This window comes from Streptomyces sp. NPDC087420 (assembly GCF_044744165.1).
In the GTDB taxonomy this organism is placed as follows: domain Bacteria; phylum Actinomycetota; class Actinomycetes; order Streptomycetales; family Streptomycetaceae; genus Streptomyces.
In genome coordinates this window covers 263,126-282,168 of the sequence record NZ_JBIUXU010000006.1, presented here as the reverse complement: position 1 = coordinate 282,168, position 19,043 = coordinate 263,126, and the positions used below count along the sequence as shown (strand labels likewise).

Annotated in this window: 15 protein-coding genes; 8 read left to right on the top strand and 7 right to left on the bottom strand. The window is 69.7% G+C overall.

The genetic code is table 11. The features are described 5' to 3' along the window. Positions 1-94: 94 nt before the first annotated feature. Positions 95-1,279, bottom strand: a complete 1,185-nt coding sequence (locus ACIO1C_RS14580) for a zinc-dependent alcohol dehydrogenase (RefSeq protein WP_401862759.1) — start codon at positions 1,277-1,279, stop codon at positions 95-97. Between the two features lie 262 nt (positions 1,280-1,541). On the opposite strand from ACIO1C_RS14580, the gene ACIO1C_RS14575 reads away from it, so the two are divergent. Together ACIO1C_RS14575 and ACIO1C_RS14570 are read left to right on the top strand one after the other, a co-directional pair. Continuing rightward, complete coding sequence (locus tag ACIO1C_RS14575; protein ID WP_401862756.1) at positions 1,542-1,844, top strand: ArsR/SmtB family transcription factor; 303 nt, start codon at positions 1,542-1,544, stop codon at positions 1,842-1,844. Further along, positions 1,841-2,233, top strand: a complete 393-nt coding sequence (locus tag ACIO1C_RS14570; protein WP_401862753.1) for a VOC family protein — start codon at positions 1,841-1,843, stop codon at positions 2,231-2,233. The genes ACIO1C_RS14575 and ACIO1C_RS14570 overlap by 4 nt, the downstream gene beginning before the upstream one ends. 65 nt (positions 2,234-2,298) lie before the next feature. Here ACIO1C_RS14570 and ACIO1C_RS14565 read toward each other — a convergent pair whose 3' ends face one another. Both ACIO1C_RS14565 and ACIO1C_RS14560 read right to left on the bottom strand, forming a co-directional pair. Beyond that, positions 2,299-2,655: an STAS domain-containing protein gene (locus ACIO1C_RS14565; protein WP_401862751.1), complete on the bottom strand. Its 357-nt coding sequence runs from the start codon at positions 2,653-2,655 to the stop codon at positions 2,299-2,301. Further along, on the bottom strand, positions 2,652-3,980 hold the full coding sequence (locus ACIO1C_RS14560; RefSeq protein ID WP_401862748.1) for a PP2C family protein-serine/threonine phosphatase: 1,329 nt from the start codon (positions 3,978-3,980) through the stop codon (positions 2,652-2,654). The genes ACIO1C_RS14565 and ACIO1C_RS14560 overlap by 4 nt, the downstream gene beginning before the upstream one ends. Positions 3,981-4,206: 226 nt before the next feature. On the opposite strand from ACIO1C_RS14560, the gene ACIO1C_RS14555 reads away from it, so the two are divergent. The 3 genes from ACIO1C_RS14555 (at position 4,207) to ACIO1C_RS14545 (ending at position 9,987) form a co-directional block, all read left to right on the top strand. Beyond that, on the top strand, positions 4,207-8,352 hold the full coding sequence (locus tag ACIO1C_RS14555; RefSeq protein WP_401862745.1) for a SpoIIE family protein phosphatase: 4,146 nt from the start codon (positions 4,207-4,209) through the stop codon (positions 8,350-8,352). Then, positions 8,352-8,639 carry an STAS domain-containing protein gene (locus ACIO1C_RS14550; RefSeq protein WP_161307310.1) on the top strand — a complete coding sequence of 96 codons (288 nt, stop codon included), beginning with the start codon at positions 8,352-8,354 and terminating at the stop codon, positions 8,637-8,639. Before ACIO1C_RS14555 ends, ACIO1C_RS14550 begins: the two co-directional genes overlap by 1 nt. Positions 8,640-8,766: 127 nt before the next feature. Further along, entirely contained in the window at positions 8,767-9,987 is a 1,221-nt protein-coding gene (locus ACIO1C_RS14545; RefSeq protein WP_401862742.1) for a metallophosphoesterase, read from the top strand. 71 nt (positions 9,988-10,058) lie between these two features. Here ACIO1C_RS14545 and ACIO1C_RS14540 read toward each other — a convergent pair whose 3' ends face one another. Next, on the bottom strand, positions 10,059-10,469 hold the full coding sequence (locus ACIO1C_RS14540; RefSeq protein ID WP_401863201.1) for a VOC family protein: 411 nt from the start codon (positions 10,467-10,469) through the stop codon (positions 10,059-10,061). 256 nt (positions 10,470-10,725) lie between these two features. Here ACIO1C_RS14540 and ACIO1C_RS14535 point away from each other — a divergent pair, with 256 nt between their 5' ends. Continuing rightward, positions 10,726-11,943 (top strand): hypothetical protein, encoded by a 1,218-nt coding sequence (locus tag ACIO1C_RS14535; protein WP_401862739.1) that lies wholly within the window; start codon positions 10,726-10,728, stop codon positions 11,941-11,943. A gap of 9 nt (positions 11,944-11,952) precedes the next feature. Here ACIO1C_RS14535 and ACIO1C_RS14530 read toward each other — a convergent pair whose 3' ends face one another. Beyond that, a complete protein-coding gene (locus tag ACIO1C_RS14530) occupies positions 11,953-12,720 on the bottom strand; it encodes a class I SAM-dependent methyltransferase (RefSeq protein ID WP_401862737.1) in 768 nt (255 codons plus the stop codon). A gap of 974 nt (positions 12,721-13,694) precedes the next feature. Next, entirely contained in the window at positions 13,695-14,750 is a 1,056-nt protein-coding gene (locus ACIO1C_RS14525) for a LacI family DNA-binding transcriptional regulator (RefSeq protein ID WP_401862735.1), read from the bottom strand. A gap of 1,368 nt (positions 14,751-16,118) precedes the next feature. Between ACIO1C_RS14525 and ACIO1C_RS14520 the strand changes: the two genes are divergently transcribed. Together ACIO1C_RS14520 and ACIO1C_RS14515 are read left to right on the top strand one after the other, a co-directional pair. Beyond that, on the top strand, positions 16,119-16,562 hold the full coding sequence (locus tag ACIO1C_RS14520) for an SRPBCC family protein (RefSeq protein ID WP_401862732.1): 444 nt from the start codon (positions 16,119-16,121) through the stop codon (positions 16,560-16,562). 78 nt (positions 16,563-16,640) lie between these two features. Continuing rightward, positions 16,641-17,330: an acyl-CoA dehydrogenase family protein gene (locus tag ACIO1C_RS14515; RefSeq protein WP_401862729.1), complete on the top strand. Its 690-nt coding sequence runs from the start codon at positions 16,641-16,643 to the stop codon at positions 17,328-17,330. 26 nt (positions 17,331-17,356) lie between these two features. Here the strand turns inward: ACIO1C_RS14515 and ACIO1C_RS14510 are convergent, their stop codons facing one another. After that, positions 17,357-18,970, bottom strand: coding sequence for a glycoside hydrolase family 13 protein (locus ACIO1C_RS14510; protein ID WP_401862727.1), 1,614 nt, complete (start codon positions 18,968-18,970; stop codon positions 17,357-17,359). Between the last annotated feature and the right edge of the window lie 73 nt (positions 18,971-19,043).

Here is a 19,043-nt window from a genome sequence, read left to right as displayed (position 1 = left end):
GCTCACGGGAACGCGTTCGGCCCGCTCTTCCGGGCGTCTGTCATGGCGTCTCCGCGCGTCTCCTCGGGGAGCCGGGCGTCCCGAGGGGACGAACTCATGGGATGAGCAGCGTCTTGACCATGCCGTCCTTCTTTTCCTGGAAGGTCTTGTACGCCTGCTCCGCCTCTTCCAGGGGAAGCCGGTGCGTGGCGAAGTCGTCGACTCCCAGGGGGTCGTTCTCGTTCAGCAGCGGGAGGATGTCGTCCACCCAGCGTTTGACGTTCGCCTGGCCCATGCGCAGCTGGATCTGTTTGTCGAAGAGGGTCATCATCGGCACCGGGTCGACCGCTCCGCCGTAGACCCCGATGATGGAGATGGTCCCGCCGCGCCGTACCGCGTCCACGGCGATGGTGAAGGCGCCCATGTCGTCCAGTCCGGCGCGCTCCATCAGCTTCTGGCCCACGGCGTCGGGAAGAACGTTCGCGAGCTTCTGCGCGGCACCGGCGGCTCCGGCCCCGTGGGCCTCCATGCCGACCGCGTCGATGACGGCGTCGCTGCCCCGCCCGCCGGTGAGGCGCCGGATCTCGTCGGCCGCCCCGTCGCCGAACTCGTTGAGGTCGAGGGTGTGCACACCCCGCGCGCGTGCCCTGGCCAGCCGTTCGGGGACGAGGTCCACGCCGATGACCTGTCCCGCTCCGCGGTGCAGGGCGATCCGGGCGGCCATGTCCCCGATGGGGCCGAGTCCGAGGACGGTCACACTGCCGCCCGGCGGGATCGCCGCGTACTCGACGGCCTGCCATGCCGTCGGCAGGACGTCGGACAGGTAGACGAACCGGTCGTCCGGCGGGCCGTGTTCCACCTTGACGGGCAGCGTGTTCCCGAAGGGGACCCGCAGGAACTCCGCCTGGCCGCCCGGGACTTCTCCGTACAGTTGGGAGAAGCCGAAGAGTGCGGCTCCCGTGCCGCGCTCGTGCACCTGTGTCGTCTCGCACTGGGAGTGAAGCCCCTGGCCGCACATCCAGCAGGTGCCGCAGGAGACGTTGAACGGCACCACGACCCGGTCCCCCGCCGACAGCGCCGTGACCCCCGGGCCGACCTCCTCGACGATTCCCATCGGTTCGTGGCCCAGGATGTCGCCCGGTTCCAGGTAGGGCCCCAGGACCTCGTACAGATGCAGATCCGATCCGCAGATGCCGGTGGCCGTCACCCGGACCACGATGTCCGCCGGATCCTCGATCCGCGGATCGGGCACCGTCTCGACACTGACGTCGCCCTTGCCCTGCCAGGTCAAAGCCCTCATCACGCCTCCAAACGTTCCGGTCCCCCAGGCATACGGACGCATTTCCCCCGTCTCTTCCGGTATACGCGACCCCTGGGGGAACGGCGCGCGGAGTACGGGACCACCGCGGCGCCGCCGCCGGCCGGACCGGTCGCCGGGTGGGGTGCTGGAGCGGGCGAGCTGGGCCGTACCACCGCCCGGGTCGGGCCGGCCCGGACGCTCCAGAACCCGGATGTGACGGCATCGCTTGATAGGCAAGCGACAACTTGCCTATCCTGTGGTCGTGGCCGACGACCTGTTCAAAGCCCTGGCCGACTCCACCCGCCGCACCATCCTGGACGAGCTCGCGGAGAAGTCCGGACAGACACTGTTCGAGATCTGCTCGCGACTGAGCATGAAGCATCAACTCGGCATGTCGCGCCAGGCGGTCTCCCAGCACCTCGCCCTGCTGGAGGCCGCCGGGCTCGTCGAGACCAGGCGGGAGGGCCGCTACAAGTTCCACGACCTCAACACGGCCCCGCTGCGGCGGATCGCCGAGCGATGGCCCCTGCCCGACACCCCCGGACCGGAAGAGAGCACCCCGTGAAGATCCATCTGACCAGCGTCTTCGTCGACGACCAGGCCAAGGCCCTGCGTTTCTACACCGAGATCCTCGGCTTCGTGAAGAAGTACGACGTGCCGTTGGGCGGGGAGGACCGGTGGCTGACCGTCGTCTCGCCCGCCGAGCCCGGCGGCACCGAACTCCTCCTGGAGCCCGCCGGCCACCCGGCCGTCAAGCCCTACCGCGACGCGCTCGTCACGGACGGCATCCCGGTCCACCAGTTCGCCGTAGAGGACGTACAGGCGGAGTACGAGCGGCTGCGCGGCCTCGGCGTCGTCTTCACCCAGGAGCCCCTGGAGATGGGGCCCGTCACGACCGCCGTCTTCGACGACACCTGCGGCAACCTGATCCAGATCGCGACGCAGCCGGGCTAAGGGCCTGTCCGGCGGCCGACGCGGCCCACGCGTACGGGCGTCAGCGACCCCGCAGGTCCATACTCCTAGGCACGAAGGGCGTCGACAGCGTCTTCGAGGGTGGGCTGGAAGCTGAAGAGCTGGTCCAGGCCGACGATGCGGAAGACACGCGTCAGGTCGGCGTTCAGCCCGACGAGGACCAGCGGAGTACCGGCCTGCTGGGCGTGGTTGTAGGCGGCGACAAGAACGGTGAGGCCGGTGGAGTCGCAGTAGGTGAGACCCGTCAGGTCGATGATCACGGGAGCGTCGGAGCTGAAGGGGGCCTCGTCCACGACGTGGCTGAGCTCCCGGGCGGTGTGGTGGTCGAGTTCGCCCGTGACGGCCAGCACCGTGGCGCCCGCGGGGTGGGGTCGTCGGGTCGCGGTCAGAGTACGGTCGGTCACCTGTTCTCCTGTACGGGTCGGTCGTGGGTACCCAGGGGGACGGAAAGGGCGAGCAGCGCGGTGTCGTCGCTGACTCCCGTGCCCAGGTCGGTGAAGAGGGTGTGCAGCATCGCGAGCAGAGCGTCGGCCCCCTGGGCGGGATGCTCGGACAGGTGGCGGGCCAGTCCGTCCTCGCCGAGCATCGCGCCGCTCGCGGTGCGCGCCTCGCTGAGTCCGTCGGTGTACAGCAGCAGCGCGTCCCCGGGGGCGAGTCGGGTGGTGGTGCCCACGAAGTGCGGATCGGGCAGCAGTCCGATCAACTGGCCGCCCGTGGTGGAGATGGCCTCGACGGTGCCGTCCGCGCGCAGCGCCAGGGCCGGCGGGTGGCCGCCACCGGCCAGCGTGACGGCGAACGACCCGTCGGCCAGGGCGTCGAGCACGCCGAACACCGCGGTGCAGAACCGCGGGGTGCTGCCCTGGTACTCCCCCTTGAGGACGGTGTCGAGGTTCGCCAGGGCGGTGCACGGGTCGGGGTTGTAGATGGCCGCGGCGCGCAGGGTGTAACGGGTCAGCGACGTCAGGGCGGCGGCATCGGCCCCCTTGCCGCACACGTCACCGAGGAAGAACGCCCAGCGGCCGTCGTCGAGGGGGAAGAGGTCGTAGAAGTCGCCGCCGACCTCGTCGACGGAGGCGGGGTGATAGGCCGCCGCCGCGTCGAGGCCCGGAACAAGAGGTAAGGCCGGCGGCAGGAGAGTGCGCTGCAGGGTGCGCGCCAGCCGTTCGGCGTCGGTTCGCCGCTCGCGCTCGGCGGCGACGGTACGCAGCGTGGACAGGCGCACTTCCAGTTCGTCCATGACGAGTGCGGCGAGGTCCTGCAGTGCTTCGAGCTGACTGGAGGTGGGATGTCGCGGCCTGGTGTCAAGGACGTTGACCGTGCCGAGCCGGTGGCCGTCGGCGGTGGTGATCGCCGCGGCCGCGTAGAAGCGGATGGCCGGACGGCTCCGTACGAGAGGGTGCACGGTGGCCCGGGGGTCGGTCCGGGTGTCGCTGATGACGTAGGGCCCGCTGTGCAGGATGGCGGAGGCGCACAGGCCCGGGGCGCAGCTGGTCTCGCTCATGTCCTTCAGGCCGTGGGCGGCCTTGAACCACACCCGGTCGCTGTCCACGATCGTCACCGTGGCCATGGGTGCGTCGAAGATGCGCGCCGCCAGGGAGGCGATCTTGCCGAAGGCGCCGTCGGGCGCGCTGTCGAGGATCCGGTAGCGGCGCACAGCGGCGAGGCGTGCCCGCTCATCCGGCGAGGACTGTCCCGCGTCCGGATGGAAGGCGTCCTGGGTCGCCGTCATAGTGTCTCCCCCGCTGCCGGCAACCGGAACGCCGGCCCGAGGGCGGCTGGCTTATTCTACGGAACGCGTCCCATGAGCTACCCCGGGGTGGCTCGAAGCAGTCCCACGGCGAGCGGCACGCGGTCTGTGGCGTGCGGTCCGTGGCATGCGGTCCGTGGCATGCGCTCACCGGCACGCCGGAAGAGGCCGGCATGGAAGGGACTGACGTGAACGGAAAGGTGGAACAGTGACAGGTTCCGAGAACGCGGGGCTCGACGTGTCTCCCGCGGCAGGCGCCGCCGTGTTCACGGCCGATGAGGAGATCGGCCGCGATCTGGCCCGCGTGGACTGGGCGGCCGTACCGCTCGGGGATCCGGCCGGCTGGCCGCAGAGCCTTCAGACAGCGGTGAGCATCCTGCTGTCGTCGCGTTTTTCCATGTGGATGGCGTGGGGTGAGGACCTGACGTTCTTCTGCAACGCCGCGTACCGCCGTGACACCCTGGACCGCAAGTACCCCTGGGCGCTGGGGCGTCCGGCCAGTGAGGTGTGGGAGGAGATCTGGGACGACATCGGCCCCCGCATCCACACCGTTCTGAACACCGGCAAGGCGACCTGGGACGAGGCGCTGCTGTTGTTCCTGGAACGCTCCGGCTACACGGAGGAGAGCTATCACACGTTCTCCTACAGTCCTCTGCGCGACGACGCGGGACGTGTCGTCGGCATGCTGTGTGTGGTCATCGAGGAGACCGAACGGGTCATCGGCGAGCGCCGCATGGGCACGCTGCGCGATCTCGGCTCCGACCCGAGCGTGGTGCGCACCGAGCAGGAGATGCTCGACTTCACCAGCCGGCAACTGGAGGGCAACCGGCACGACCTGCCCTTCACGCTGACCTACCTCTTCGACGACGACGGCGGCGCGCACCTGACCGCGGCCACCGGAATCGCGCCGGGCCACCCTGCCGCCGCCGAAAGCCTCCTCCCCGCCGACGAGAGCGTCTGGCCGACGAACTCCGTCGCCGACGGGCAGTCCGTGGTGGTGCCGCTCGACGGCGACGCGTTCCCGGACCTGCCGACCGGGGCGTGGGACGAGCCGCCCGTCAAGGCGGTGGTGGTGCCGCTGCTGCAACAGGGCGGCGCACCGTACGGGTTCATGGTGGCCGGCCTGAACCGCTACCGGGCGTGGGACGACGACTACCGCGGATTCGTGGACCTGGTCGCCGGCCATGTCGCCACCGGAGTGGCCAGCGCCCGCAGCTACCAGGCGCAGCAGCGCAGGGCGGAGGAACTGGCGGAGCTGGACCGCGCGAAGACGACGTTCTTCTCCAACATCAGCCACGAGTTCCGTACCCCCCTCACCCTGATCACGGGCCCGGTCCAGGAACTGCGGAACCGGCTCTCCGGCGCGGACCCGGAGGTACGTGAGGAACTGGAGCTGATCCATCGCAACGGGCTGCGGCTGAGCAAGCTGGTCAACACCCTGCTGGACTTCTCCCGCCTTGAGGCGGGACGGATGCAGGCAAGCTACGAGCCGGTCGACCTGGCCGCGGTCACCGGGGAGTTGACCAGCGTCTTCCGTTCCGCCATCGACAGGGCCGGCCTCGACTTCCATGTCGACTGCGCGCCGCTGCCCGAGCCTGTCTACATAGACCGGAGCATGTGGGAGAAGGTGGTCCTGAACCTCCTCAGCAACGCGCTGAAGTTCACCTTCGACGGCTCGATCCGGGTCAGCGTGCACGCCGCGGACACCGCGGCGGAGGTGGTCGTCGTCGACACCGGGATCGGTGTCGCGGCCGAGGAGATGGACAGGCTGTTCGAGCGCTTCCACCGCATCGAGAAGGCCCGCTCCCGCTCGAACGAGGGCAGCGGTATCGGCCTGGCCCTGGTCAAGGAACTGGTGGGCCTGCACGGCGGTACGATCACCGCCGCGTCCACCGAGGGCGAGGGCACCCGCTTCACCATCCGCCTGCCGTTCGGATCCGCGCACCTGCCCGCCGACGCCCTCCTGCGGGAGAGCGGCACGGAGGCGATCCCCGTCGCCACCGACCCGTTCGTACAAGAGGCCCTGAGGTGGCTTCCCGGCGAACAGGCGCCACCGGTCCCCGCGGCGATGAACGAACCGGGGTCCGACCCGGGGGGCCCGGCCAAGGTACTCGTCGCCGACGACAACGCGGACATGCGCGAGTACCTCACCCGCCTGCTGCGCGGCGCCGGCTACACCGTCAGCACGGCGCGCGACGGCCGGCACGCCCTGGAGGCCATCCGCGCCGAAACCCCCGACCTGGTGGTCAGCGACGTCATGATGCCCCGCCTGGACGGCCTGGCCCTGGTCGAGGCGCTGCGGGGCGACTCGCGCACCGCCTCCGTACCGGTGCTGCTGCTGTCCGCCCGGGCCGGGCAGGAGGCGTCCATCGAGGGCCTCCAGGCCGGCGCCGACGACTACCTGGTCAAACCGTTCGCCGCCGCCGAACTCCTCGCCCGGGCCCGGGCGGCCATCCGGCTGGCGCGACTTCGCGGCCACCACGCCCGCTGGCGCACCGCGTTGATCGAGTCGCTCCAGGAAGCCTTCTTCGTCTGCGACGAGGACGGCGCCGTCATCGAGATCAACGCGGCGTTCACCGACATCCTCGGTTACGGACCCGAGGGGCTGCCCTACTCGCCCCTGCAACCGTGGTGGCCGAACGCCGACAGCGATCCCGAGGCCCACGAGAAGGTACGGAACGCCTTCGACCGGCTGGTCGGCAACCCGAAGGGCAGCTACACCGTCCCCCTCACCCACCGTGAGGGACACCGGATCTGGGTCAGCGCCACCTTCAACCAGGTCCAGGACCCCGACACCGGCCGCACCGTGATCGTCGGCACCTTCCGGGACGTCACGGCCGAGCACTACGCCATCCAGCGTGAAAGCGCCCTGGCCGCCCTGGGAACGTGCCTGTCCCGGGCCACCAGCCTGTCCGAGGCGCTGGCCGGCGCGCTGGACGAGCTGAAGAAGCGGTGGCGTGCCCAGGGGGTCATGGCCGCGGTCTTCGACCATGGCGACGAACCCACCATGACCGCCACCGCCCAGGGCGTCACCTGGCAGGACCTGCCCCCGAGCAGGCGCCAGGCGCTCGCGGGGCTGCGCCGGCACCCGGTGCTCGCCCCGGTGACCGAACCGTCGGGGGCGGGGGTCCTCCTGGAGCATCCCGACGGGCCGCTCGCCCTGTGGATCGACCTCGGGGAACAGCGGCCCTTCACCGGGGAGGACCAGCTCCTGCTGTCGCTGCTGGCCGGTCACCTCGCGCAGGGCCTGGCGCGTGCCCACCAGATCGACCAGCAGCGTGAGACCGCCATCGCCCTGCAGCGTGCCATCCTGGGCCCCTCCCACCTGCCCGACGGTTTCGCCGTCCGCTACGAGCCCGCCACCCGGCCCCTGGAGGTCGGGGGCGACTGGTACGACACCGTCCCCCTCCCCGACGGGCGTATCGGCATCGTCGTCGGCGACTGCGTCGGCCGCGGCCTGCAAGCCGCCACCGTCATGGGGCAGTTGCGCAGCGCCTGTCGCGCCCTGCTGTTGCAGGACGCCCGCCCGGCCCAGACGCTGATGGCCCTGGACCGGTTCGCCGCCGGCGTCCCGGGCGCGGTCTGCACCACCGTCTTCTGCGGGGTCCTCAATCCCGAGAGCGGGCAGCTGACCTACTCGAGCGCGGGACATCCGCCCGGCATCCTCGTCCAGCCCGACGGGACCACCCGCCTTTTGGAGGAGGGCCGTTCCCTGCCCCTCGCCGTCCGCCCCGGCACACCTCGTCCCGAAGGTACGTGCACCATCCGGGCCCGTTCGACCCTCCTGCTGTACACCGACGGGCTCGTCGAACGCCGCCGCCGTCCGCTCACCGCGGGCATCGACGAGGCGGGGCAGGCTCTCCGGGACGGCCGGAACACCGCCATCGACGACCTGGCCACCGACGTGATGGCCTCGCTCGCCCCGGCCGACGGCTACGACGACGACGTCGCCCTGCTGCTGTACCGCCACCCGGCCCCGCTGGAGATGTCCTTCCCCGCCGAATCCGCCCAGCTCGCCCCCGTCCGCAAGACCCTGCGCGGCTGGCTCGACCAGTGCGACCTTCCGCCCAACACCGTACAGAACGTCCTGGTGGCCGCCGGCGAGGCATGCGCCAACGCCATCGAGCACGGCCATCGCGACGCCCCTGGGGCCCCCGTGTACTTCCGTGCGGAGGCATTTGTCGACAACCTGCACCTGACCATCACCGACACGGGCCGCTGGAAGACTCCCCAGCCCGAGCTCAACGCCCACCGCGGTCGGGGCATGGGCCTCATGCACGCCCTGATGCACGACGTCACCATCACCTCCGGCCCGACCGGCACCACCGTCGACATGCACACGAGGATCGCCTGATGACCACACCTCTCACCCTCACCTCCGGCCGTCGGCCCGACGGCACGGCGCTGTTGACCGCGGTCGGCGAGATCGACCTGAGCAACACCGAAGTCCTCGCCTCCGCCCTCGACGGCACGAGCGGCCTCCTCGTCCTCGATCTGACCGGTGTCGAGTACCTCGACAGCGCGGGCCTCAGCGTGCTGTTCCCCCACGCCGACCGGATCGAGCTCATCGCCACCCCCCTCCTGAAACCCGTACTGACCATCTCCGGTCTCGCCGACGTCACCACCATCCACGACGCGTGACCGCGGGGGCCTTCCACGACGCGTGACCGCGGGGGCCACGCGTGACCGCGGGGGCCCTTCCACGACGGTGGACGATGGGCTCTCGAAGAGGCTCCGGCGGTTGAGGCCGGAGCAGAGAAGGGGAAACGTGACCGAGACCAGCGACACCCGATCCGCCACCGGTGAAGCGCGGGAAGCGTCACGGGGCCGGCTGTGGCGCCTGATGCGCCACCTCCCCCTGATCGCGCCCGTCCTGCTCTGGGCCGTGCCGTGCTGGGTCCTCCTGTACGCCGGTCAGCACTGGCCGCTGCCCGTCACCCTGACCAGCACCGCACTGTTCGCCCTCGGCCTGATCGGTATGCCGCTCGCCATGGCGCGCGGCCACGGCCGGCGCCAGCAGGACCGGGCGGCGATCGCCGGGGACACGCTGCTGGGCGGCAGCTGGGTCCTGTTCACCTGGTCCGTCCTTCTCGGCGTCCTCCTGCGGCTCGCCCTGACCGTGGCCGGTGCGGGTGACGGACAGGACCGGGCGCGCATCGTCACCTGGGCCGTCCTCGGCCTGTCCGCCGTGCTGCTCGCCTGGGGGTACGCCGAGGCCCGGCGCGTGCCGCGCGTGCGCCGACTCGACGTGCGACTCCCGCGTCTGGGAGCCGGGTTGGACGGCACCCGAGTGGTCCTGATCACCGACACCCACTACGGTCCGCTCGACCGCGCCCGTTGGTCGGCACGGGTCTGCGAAACGGTGAACACCCTGGAGGCCGACCTGGTCTGCCACACCGGCGACATCGCGGACGGCACGGCCGAACGCCGTCGCGCCCAGGCCGCCCCCCTGGGGACCGTGCGGGCGACCCGGGCCCGTGTCTACGTCACCGGCAACCACGAGTACTACAGCGAGGCCCAGGGCTGGGTCGACCTGATGGACGAACTGGGCTGGGAGCCGCTGCGCAACCGCCATCTGCTGCTCGAACGCGGCGGTGACACCCTCGTGGTCGCCGGCGTCGACGACGTCACCGCCGAGTCCTCCGGACTGGCGGGCCATCGCGCCCACCTCGCCGGCGCCCTCCAGGACGCCGACCCCGGCCTCCCCGTCCTCCTCCTGGCCCATCAGCCCAAGTTCGTCGACCGCGCCGCGGCCCACGGCGTCGACCTCCAGCTCTCCGGCCACACCCACGGCGGCCAGATCTGGCCCTTCCACTACCTGGTCCGCCTCGACCAGCCGGCCCTGGCCGGCCTGAGCCACCACGGCCCCCGCACGCTCCTGTACACCAGCCGAGGCACCGGCTTCTGGGGCCCGCCCTTCCGCGTCTTCGCCCCCAGCGAGATCACCCTGCTCGTACTCCGCTCCCCTCAGCGGTCCACCCCGGCCTGACGCGGCGGGCGGCCCGCGTTTGAGTGGTCGCGAGCGGTCGGCGAGCGCAGGACGGACTGACTGCGTGTGGCTCAGGCGTTGGACCACGCGCGCGTGCAGAGCACGAGCCGGTAACCGTCCGGGTCCTCGACGGTGATGCCCCAGGCGTTCCAGTACGGATTGGGAGACGGGACTCGCCTGCCGCCGTGTGTATCGAGACGCGTTACCAGTTCGTCGGGTACCGGCCCGTCGAGATAGATCACGAGCAGGTCTTCCACAGTGGGCTGCGGCTCGACGAACCCGGCGTCCCCGTGGACGAGTTCGAGATGCCAGGAGGCGTCGGGCCGGCCGACCATCAGCAGATCGTGCTCCCCGGGCGCATCGCCGCCCTCGGCCCGGTACAGCACGCTCAGCCCGAGACCTCGAACCCAGAATTCCTCCGCCGCAGCGAGGTCGCGCGACGGACGGGCGACGCGGATGTGGCTCTGACCGTCGGCGGGCACGGGCATCTCCTTCGTCATGGCATGTCTGGTGGCGTGCCAACGGTCACGGCGTCCTCCGTGACGGACCGTTTCGGTCAGCGTAGGTACGAGGCATTCTCGCCACATCGGTCGCGGGCCCATGCCTTTCGGCCCGAAGCCCGTACGACCGCGGACCTAGGCCGTCGACTCCAAGGGAACGGCTGCGCGGCCGCCCGACCCGTACGCGCCTCCGTGATCAGCACCGCGACCTCGCGCAGCCGCCACGGACGGCGTCTCGTTGGACGACCTGACCAAGCGCGCCGCCCTGGTGTCCGAGACGTTGCTGCTGTCGCACGGGCACGGCGGAACGCCGCACCGCGTCGGGTCGTCGATGTGGGCGCCGCCCGGCGCGAGCAACGGAGCGCAGGGGGACGGCATGGGATGGCGTTACTCGACGACCGAGTACGGAATCTACTGTCCCGACCTGGACCGGCTCGGCGGATGGATCCTGGACGCCGAGGATCTGCTGAGGGCCGGACCGGTCTGGTACATGCCCGAGTGCTGGACAACGAGCCAGTACATCCGCGGGACAGAGCAGCCGGATCCGCACCGCGCACCCCTGCCTACGGGCGTCATCGACTACCTCGTCCGGGACGGCAGGGCCGTGGACGCGTCCGGGGAACAGCCGCTGAAGAGCCAAGTCGTCCGGCCCGTCCTGCGGATGGACCTGCCCTTCGTCGAAGGCGTCGACCTCAAGACCTTCAGCAGGATCACGGTCGAGGAGTTCGATTCGTACACGGCCTTCCGCGACTTCCTGCGCCAGAGTCTCCTCGACATGGACGAATCCCTGAACGCCGTCCAGTCGGAGCGTGAACTCGTGAAACCGGGCCTGCACATCAAGGATCAGGTCCGCGGCATGCGGGCGGAGCTGCTCAAGGCCCGCAGGAAAGGAGCCGTGGCAGCGAGCGGTGCCCTGATCGGCTCGGTCGGAGCTGTCCTCGTGGCCGTGTACGGGCCCCGGCCCTGCAGGCCGCCATCGCGGCTGTCGGCGCGGGGGGCGGCCTGTGGGGGGTGGTCCACGCCCTGTCGGAGAACGAGGCCCGCCATATCCGCGGCGACAAGTGGTACTTCGTGTGGGTCCTGGACAAGAGCCGCCGATGCGACTGACAGCCTTGACGCGCAGTCCGGTCCGGCGGTCCGCGCTCCTCCGCGCTGCGGGCGGGCATCCCGCCGGTTACGGATTCATCCGGCTGGGGCCCCGTCGTCGTCGTTGGCTCTCGTCACGGGCTTCGTGCGGGTCGCCATTCCCGTGGTGCGGGGCTGGTTTTCGCAGTTGTTGCGATACCTCGCCCACGGCAGGAAGTCAGTGAGGTCGTCGGGGCTGAGCCGTCCTTACCGAATCGCGCTGATGCCCGCCACGGAGGGGCATACGCCTCGCTCATCAAGCGGCGGGAAGAGAGCCGGGGAACGCTACCGCACGGGCCCGGCTCAATACACATGCTGGCTTAGGCGATAGGGAGCATCTTCAAAGTCCCGCCTGCAAGGGGGGGAACTCCGTCGTACCGCGTCGCGCTACGAACACGAGCTCCCTGCCCGGCCGGTCGGGTGCGTCGCGTACATCCTCGACGGCGAAGCCGTGCTGCTGCAAGTCCTGCTCGATCTCTGTACGTTCGCGGAAGCGCAGTACCGATTCCGAGGTCAATACGTGCCCGTCCGCCGCGAACACGTGGGTACCCCGGAAGGTCACCAACGGCAGGCTCACGTCCGTCAGCTCGCCCCATGTCTCGACGTGGCCGACGCCCGGGATGTCCATCGCGCGGTAGGTGGTCTCGCGCGACCACTCCGCCCACTCCTCCCACACGCGTTGTGCCGGATCGCGTGTCTCAAAGACAAGAAGCCCGCCCGGACGCAACGCCCTGTACGCGCCGCGCAGCGTCGTACGCCACATGTGTGGGTCGGTGATCGCCTGCGCAACGTTCGCGGTCATCGTCACCAGATCGGTCCGCAGGGGCGGCAGGTCCCCGGCGTCGGCGTCGATCCAACGCACTCGCTCCGCGCCCGGCTTGCTACGCGCGACGTCGACCGACGCCCGCGCGGGATCGATTCCGGTGACCTCGATCCCGCGTTCGGCAAGCAGCAGCGCGAACACGCCCGTACCGCATCCGATGTCCAGCACGGACCGCGCCCCGCACTCCCGCGCTATGGCGAGATACGCATCGAGATCGCCGCGGTCGGGATTGAACAGGTCGTAAAGGGCGGCGAGGCGCGGATGCCCGAAAGCTGCGTCAACCATGGAGAAAGACAATCACACTCTCGCTCAGTCGGGGGCAGCGAACTGACATCGCTCTCGCACATCTGCGTCCCGCATTCGCTCGGATGGTTCCACGCCGCCTTCACCGACTGCCCCGGATCGACTCCGTACGACGGCGACCGTGCCCGTTCACCTGTCACTCGTCCGAGGAAATCACGGGGCGACCCGTCCCGGCGGCCACGGATGGTCCGATCTACGGACCCTCCTCGCGAACGGTCGAAGTCACCTCGCCTGAACGCGGATCGAGTTCCTCGGGATCCGGCGCATCAGCCAACTCGTTGGACGCTTCCTGGCCGCGAGGGACGAGTGGGGTCTGGGCGAGGACAAGGTCCACCGCTGTCCGGGCAGCACCGGCAGTCCAGCGTGGCGCTGCGAGCAAGACGGGAGGGCTCGGACACGTTGTGCCCCCCGCGTTACTGACGCTTCGTTGGCCATGCCCCTTTCGACCTCACGCACCTACTCCGAATTGACGCTACCCCGCGTACGCCTGGGTCCGTGTCTCCGCGATTCGTGCTGCGGCCGGAGACCGAATATGCGACTTCTTGACGGGCCGCCACCTGGCCAATCGGCAGGGAATCCGAATACAACGAGTTGCGGGCGCCTTCCGCTCCGGCTCGCCGAACGACGCGTCGGCCGGAGCAGTGCCCAGCATGTTCGCCCCCCAGCACCCACTGAGCGGTCCGGCCCCACCTCAAGGCCGGAACACTGAGCTGATGAAGGGAAGTTGTCGCGAGTCGCGGATATGCGGGCCCTCGACGTCGTGGGCCCGACCAGCCCCGTCCAGTTCGGCCAGGAGCACGCGATCCAGCTACTTGAAGACGTCGGCCCGCTGCCGGCGTTCTTGGCACCGCCAACAGTTCCGTGGGTCGCCGCTCAGCGATGACGTCGCATTCATGGTGCTCCGCTTCGGCTTGCCGGGACGAAGCCTCGCCGTTCGCAGGGGCCCGCCCTGCCGGTCAGCTCTCCGCAGTGTTTGCCGCGCTTTCTCGGACAATCAATTCGGGCGTGAGAAGGATGTGTTCCGGGTCTCGCTGCCGTTCCTCGATTCGGGCTGTCAGCAGTTGCACACAGGCGTGTCCGGCCTCCCGCAATGGTTGATGGAGACTGCTCAGGTTCGGCGAGACCAGCTCGGCGGCAGGAGAGTTGTCGAAACCGATGACGGCGACATCGCGACCGGGCACAAGGCCGCTGTCCTGCACCGCCTGGTAGCAGCCGAAGGCCAATGTGTCACTCGCGGCGACCACTGCGGTAACAGCCCCCGGGAAGAGTCCTCCGGCCGCTTCCCGTGCGGCGTCCACATCGTCCTCTGAGCTCACTCGCATCCCGCGCACGGGAAGTTGATGGCGCCGCATCGCATCCCGCCAACCCTGTTCCCGGTCGTCACCGACTCCAGATCCCCGAGGCCAGCCGAGGAAGGCGATTCTTCGGTGCCCGAGAGTGACCAGATGGTCGACGGCAGCTGCTGTTCCGTGAGCGCCATCCACGTCCACCCAGTCATCCTGGTCGCGAGCCGACCAGCGGCCGAAGGTGACGAACGGCGTGCCGCGCTTACGCAGCAGCTTCGGACGGTGGTCGCCCCGGCAGGTATTCGTCAGGATAAAAGCGTCGACGAACCGCTCACGGGACAGTTCGGCGTAGCGGTCCAACTCCCCGTTCCCACTGGTGGACTCAGTAAAGAGGAGTATGCCATATCCGGCATTTATAGCGGATTCTGACACCGCATGAAGGAAGTGCTCCGCGACGGGCCCGAAGACACCATAGGCGGACAGTTGAACTTCGAAACCGATGAGTCGGCTTGACTTGGTACGCAGTGAGCGCGCGGCCCGATGAGGCCGGTAGTCCAGCTCCTCGATCGACCTGCGGACACGCCGCAGAGTCTCTGGCGCAAGCAAATCCGGGGAATTCAGCGCATTGGACACCGTCTGGGGCGAGACACCCGAATGTCGGGCGACCGATGCTAAGGTCGCAGGCTCGCCGCCACGCCACCCGCCCACGTTGGAGTTGCGCGCCACTACTCCCCCTCCTCGCAATGCTGTTCACAGAAGAAACGAAGGTCCCTCAACAGCAGGAACATGAAGATCATTTTTTCGCATGATCCCAATGCGGCAGATCTCCGTCAAGCCGACCGGCTGCCCTGGGCCGGCCGAGGACACCGCGCGCTGCCTTGCTTGCGCCCGCTCGGCCCTCGTGTTTATTGATAGTTGGCGAAGTGGATCGGTAGTTGGCAGTAAGCCAATCCGTAAGCCGTCCGTCGTGTCGGCCTGAACCTATGGTCAGCAGGAGCCGGCTCACCCGCACGGTACGCCCTGCGACGTTACGGCCGAGACGGTCCACGGCCGAGGCCACCAGGCCGTCGTACGGCCCGCGCTCGTCACGGAGCCACGGGCCGGGTTTCGGCCCGGTGGCGGGACGGCGGTCTTGCTCAGCCCAGGAGACTCAGGCGGACCTGGCGGTTCGGATTGTCCCTGTTGGTGTCCACCAAACTCCGCTAAGGCAACCGTCAAGGTACCCGATCCGGCCTCTACACAGTGCGTCATCGGAAACATGTCACCCTGGACACAGGCGGCAAAACAGCAGGTCAGAGAGCTGTTCTGGTCTCGAACGAGGGCCAGCAGGTGCTCGGAGCGTCAAACGAGCGTCACGGCCGCAAGAAGGACCGATGCCTGCGCGTGCGTTCCAGGGTGGTCACTGCGGCCCAGCCCCCGGCATCCCCACTGCCTCGCCGATCTTCTTGGCGGTCTTCCCCATCCTCATCCCGTGTTGGGGGTAATGGACCGCTTCTCCCCAGTCATAGATGACAGGGCCGTTTTACGCGGCGCCCGAGGACGTTGCCGCAGGCGCCCCGCCCCCCCTCCTCACACGGCACCGACCAGAACATCCAAACAGCCCCCACTGACAATCACCCTGACCTGCAACGACGTTGCCATCCGCCTCCCCTCACCACCGGAGGCGTTAGGCTCAGCAGATGACGACCAGCAACCCGAAGCAGCAGGCCAAGGAATTGCAAAGCACCGCCTAAGCTGCAGGTCAGGAAGAGTCCTCCCCGCCAGCGCGGGGGTGTTCCGTTGACCTGCGCGACCAGGCCGGCGACGGGGGTGTCCTCCCCGCCAGCGCGGGGGTGTTCCGACGGTCTCGTTGTCGCCGCCGACACCCCGCCCGGCCCCGGTCCGATAACCGCCTGAGCCTGAGGGAGTGTTGTTCTCCGGCCGGTCTCTCTCAAGCCTTGCGACCAGTCCAGCGCATGATGGTGTGCCTCGTATCTTTCGACCTGGTGGACGAGGAAGCGCGCCCTGCCGGTGATGCGGGGGGCATTGAGCGGGTATCCGTTGACTTGCGATGACCGCCGCGAGAGCCGGTCCCCCTACAGACAGGTGCCCACCATGGTTCACGTCGTCCGCTCGATGACCGTCAACAGGCCGCTCGGCCCCGTGGTCGCCTACCTCGCCGACTTCTCCAACGCCCTGGAATGGGACCCGGGCACGCGTGAGTGCACGCGCCAGGACCACGGTCCGCTGCAGGTGGGCTCTCTCTGGCACAACGTCTCCGAGCTACGCGGCCGGCGCACCTCCTTGACCTACCGGCTCACCCGGATGGACTCGGACCGGCTGACGTTCGTGGGCAGCAACGACACAGCGACCTCCACCGACGACCTCACCTTCAAGGACCACGGCGCGGCAACCCTCGTGGTCTACGAGGCCACCGTTACGTTCAACGGTCTGGCCAAGCTCGCCGACCCCTTCATGCGCCGTGTATTCGAAGGCCTGGGGGACGAACTCGTTCGCTCCCTGCCAGCCGCGGTCGAAGCGCGCGTGACACCCGCCTGAGAGCCGCGCCCTCGGACCGCGGGCCCTCCTCACCATCCTCCCCAAGCACCGCCGGATTGCCGCGGGAAGCCGCAGGCCGTGCGGATCGAGGTCGTGCAGGCCGACCGCCGGCCTGCGGGCGGCGGGGTGTTCGCGCGAGAGCACCGCGTGATCCTCGGCGTCGCGAAGATCCTGCGTTTCGCGGCCAAGGAGCGGCAGCGGGAGTGGCTGCCCCGCAGTCGCGGCCGGCGAGTGCCTCCCTACGATCGCGGTCACCGAAACAGTCCTCCGGCAGGCACGTCCTGGGCATGGAGGACCACCGGAAGGCGCAGCCACCGCGACCACGTCATCAACGGGCGGAAGACCTTCGTCGGCAACAGCCACGCCGGCGATCTGCACGACGCCGCCGACCTCCTGGACCACGGTCTGCCCTGCGATCCCGAGCTGATCAACGCGAAATACGTGGGTTCGGTGGTGGCCCAGGAGTCCACTCGTACCGCCCTACTGCTCGCCGGCGCCCCGGGGCTCTGCCGCGCCCTGCCCTTCGGGCGCTCCCGGCGGGACGCGCAGCACATGGACGCCCCTGCCGGGACCGGCGACATCCGGATCGCCGCCTGGCGGAGGGGGCCCTCGGCATCGCCAAAAGCCCCCAGTGGTCGCAGCGGTTCGCCCACCTCCTCGCCCGGCCGGGCCCGCGCCCGGCGGCGACGGCGTCATGAACGGCGGGACTCCCCGCTCCGGGGTACCGGCGGACTGCTCCGGACCCTTTGTGGGTGCCCGCGCGGGTGAGGTGTGGTCTCCGCGCGGGCCGGGTGTCAGACGGTACGGAGCCAGACGCTGGTGTCGTTGGGCAGCTGATTGCCGTTCAGGGGGTGGGAGGCCAGCAGTACGGCGTGGTTGCCGGGCAGCTCGACCGGTGTGCCGGACAGGTTGACGAGGCAGGTGAAGTCCGTGCCGCGACGGTAGGCGAGGACGCCCTCGGGGGCGGGCAGCCACTGGATGGGGCCGTCGCCGAGGTCTTGGCGCTCTGCTCGCAGGGCGAGCGCGGCGCGGTAGAGGTTGAGCATGGAGGCGGGGTCGGGCTCCTGTGCCGCGACGCTGAGCCCGGCCCAGGCGGCGGGCTGGGGCAGCCACGGGCGGGCGGCGTCGTCGGGGCTGAAGCCGTAGGGGGCTTCGGTGCCGGACCAGGGCAGGGGGACGCGGCAGCCGTCGCGGCCGGGGTCCTTTCCACCGGTGCGGTGGTAGATGGGGTCGTCGCGGCGGTCGGCGGGAATGTCCTCGACCTCGGGGAGTCCGAGTTCCTCGCCCTGGTAGATGTAGACCGCGCCGGGCAGGGAGAGCGTGAGCAGGGCTGCGGCGCGGGCACGGCGCCGGCCGAGATCCTCGTCGACGATCGGGTTGTACTGGCGGATGCCGGCGGCGGTGCTGGTGTCGGGGCGGCCGTAGCGCGTGACGTGGCGGGTGACGTCGTGGTTGGACAGGACCCAGGTACTGGGGGCCGCGACCGTCGCGTGGATGCTGAGTGTCCGGTCGATGACGGTGCGGAGGGCGGAGGCGTCCCAAGCGCATCCGAGGAAGTCGAAGTTGAAGGCGGCGTGCAGCTCGTCGGCGCGGAGGTAGCGCGCGAAGCGTGCGGAGTCGGCCAGCCAGACCTCTCCGATCAGGGCCCGGGAGTCGGGGTAGGAGTCGGCGACGGCCCGCCAGCCCCGGTAGATGTCGTGGTTGATGTCGAGGTCGACGTAGGGGTGGGGGTCGGGCAGGCCGGAGTGGTCGAAGTCGGGCAGCTCGGGGTCCTTGCCGCACATGGCGGCGGAGTCGACGCGGATGCCGTCGACACCGCGGTCGAACCAGAAGCGCAGGATGTCCTCGTACTCGCTGTGGACGAGAGGGTTGCGCCAGTTGAGGTCGGGCTGCTCGGGAGCGAAGAGGTGGAGGTACCACTGGCCATCGGGCAACCGGGTCCAGGCGGGGCCGCCGAAGATGGACTGCCACTCGTTGGGGGGCAGCTCGCCGTTCTCGCCGCGGCCGTCGCGGAACCAGAAGAGGTCGCGCTCGGGTGAGCCGGGGGTGGCGGCGAGGGCCTTGAGGAACCACTCGTGCTCGTTGGAGACGTGGTTGGGGATGACGTCGACGATGATGCGGATGCCGCGCTCGTGTGCCTCGCCGATGAGGGCGTCGGCGTCGGCGAGGGTGCCGAAGCGGGGGTCGATCTGCCGGAAGTCGGTGACGTCGTAGCCGGCGTCGGCCATGGGGGTCAGGTACCAGGGCGAGAACCAGATGGCTTCGATGCCGAGCCCTTTGAGGTAGTCCAGGCGGTTCCGGACGCCGGTCAGGTCGCCGATACCGTCGCCGTTGCCGTCCGCGAAGCTGCGCGGGTAGACCTGGTAAATGGCTGCGTGACGCCACCAGTCGGTGGTGCGCGGGGTCATGGGACCTGCCTTCGTGAGTGTGGTGGAACGGGCGCGCGGGCCCGGCAGCGGGGTTGGGCCGGGCCGCGGGTCT

Coding starts and splice junctions, on each gene's coding strand:
- ACIO1C_RS14580 (WP_401862759.1), bottom strand. CDS start 1,279: ATGAGGGCTTTGACCTGGCAGGGCAAGGGCGACGTCAGTGTCGAGACG.
- ACIO1C_RS14560 (WP_401862748.1), bottom strand. CDS start 3,980: ATGACGGCGACCCAGGACGCCTTCCATCCGGACGCGGGACAGTCCTCG.
- ACIO1C_RS14550 (WP_161307310.1), top strand. CDS start 8,352: ATGACCACACCTCTCACCCTCACCTCCGGCCGTCGGCCCGACGGCACG.
- ACIO1C_RS14530 (WP_401862737.1), bottom strand. CDS start 12,720: ATGGTTGACGCAGCTTTCGGGCATCCGCGCCTCGCCGCCCTTTACGAC.
- ACIO1C_RS14520 (WP_401862732.1), top strand. CDS start 16,119: ATGGTTCACGTCGTCCGCTCGATGACCGTCAACAGGCCGCTCGGCCCC.
- ACIO1C_RS14510 (WP_401862727.1), bottom strand. CDS start 18,970: ATGACCCCGCGCACCACCGACTGGTGGCGTCACGCAGCCATTTACCAG.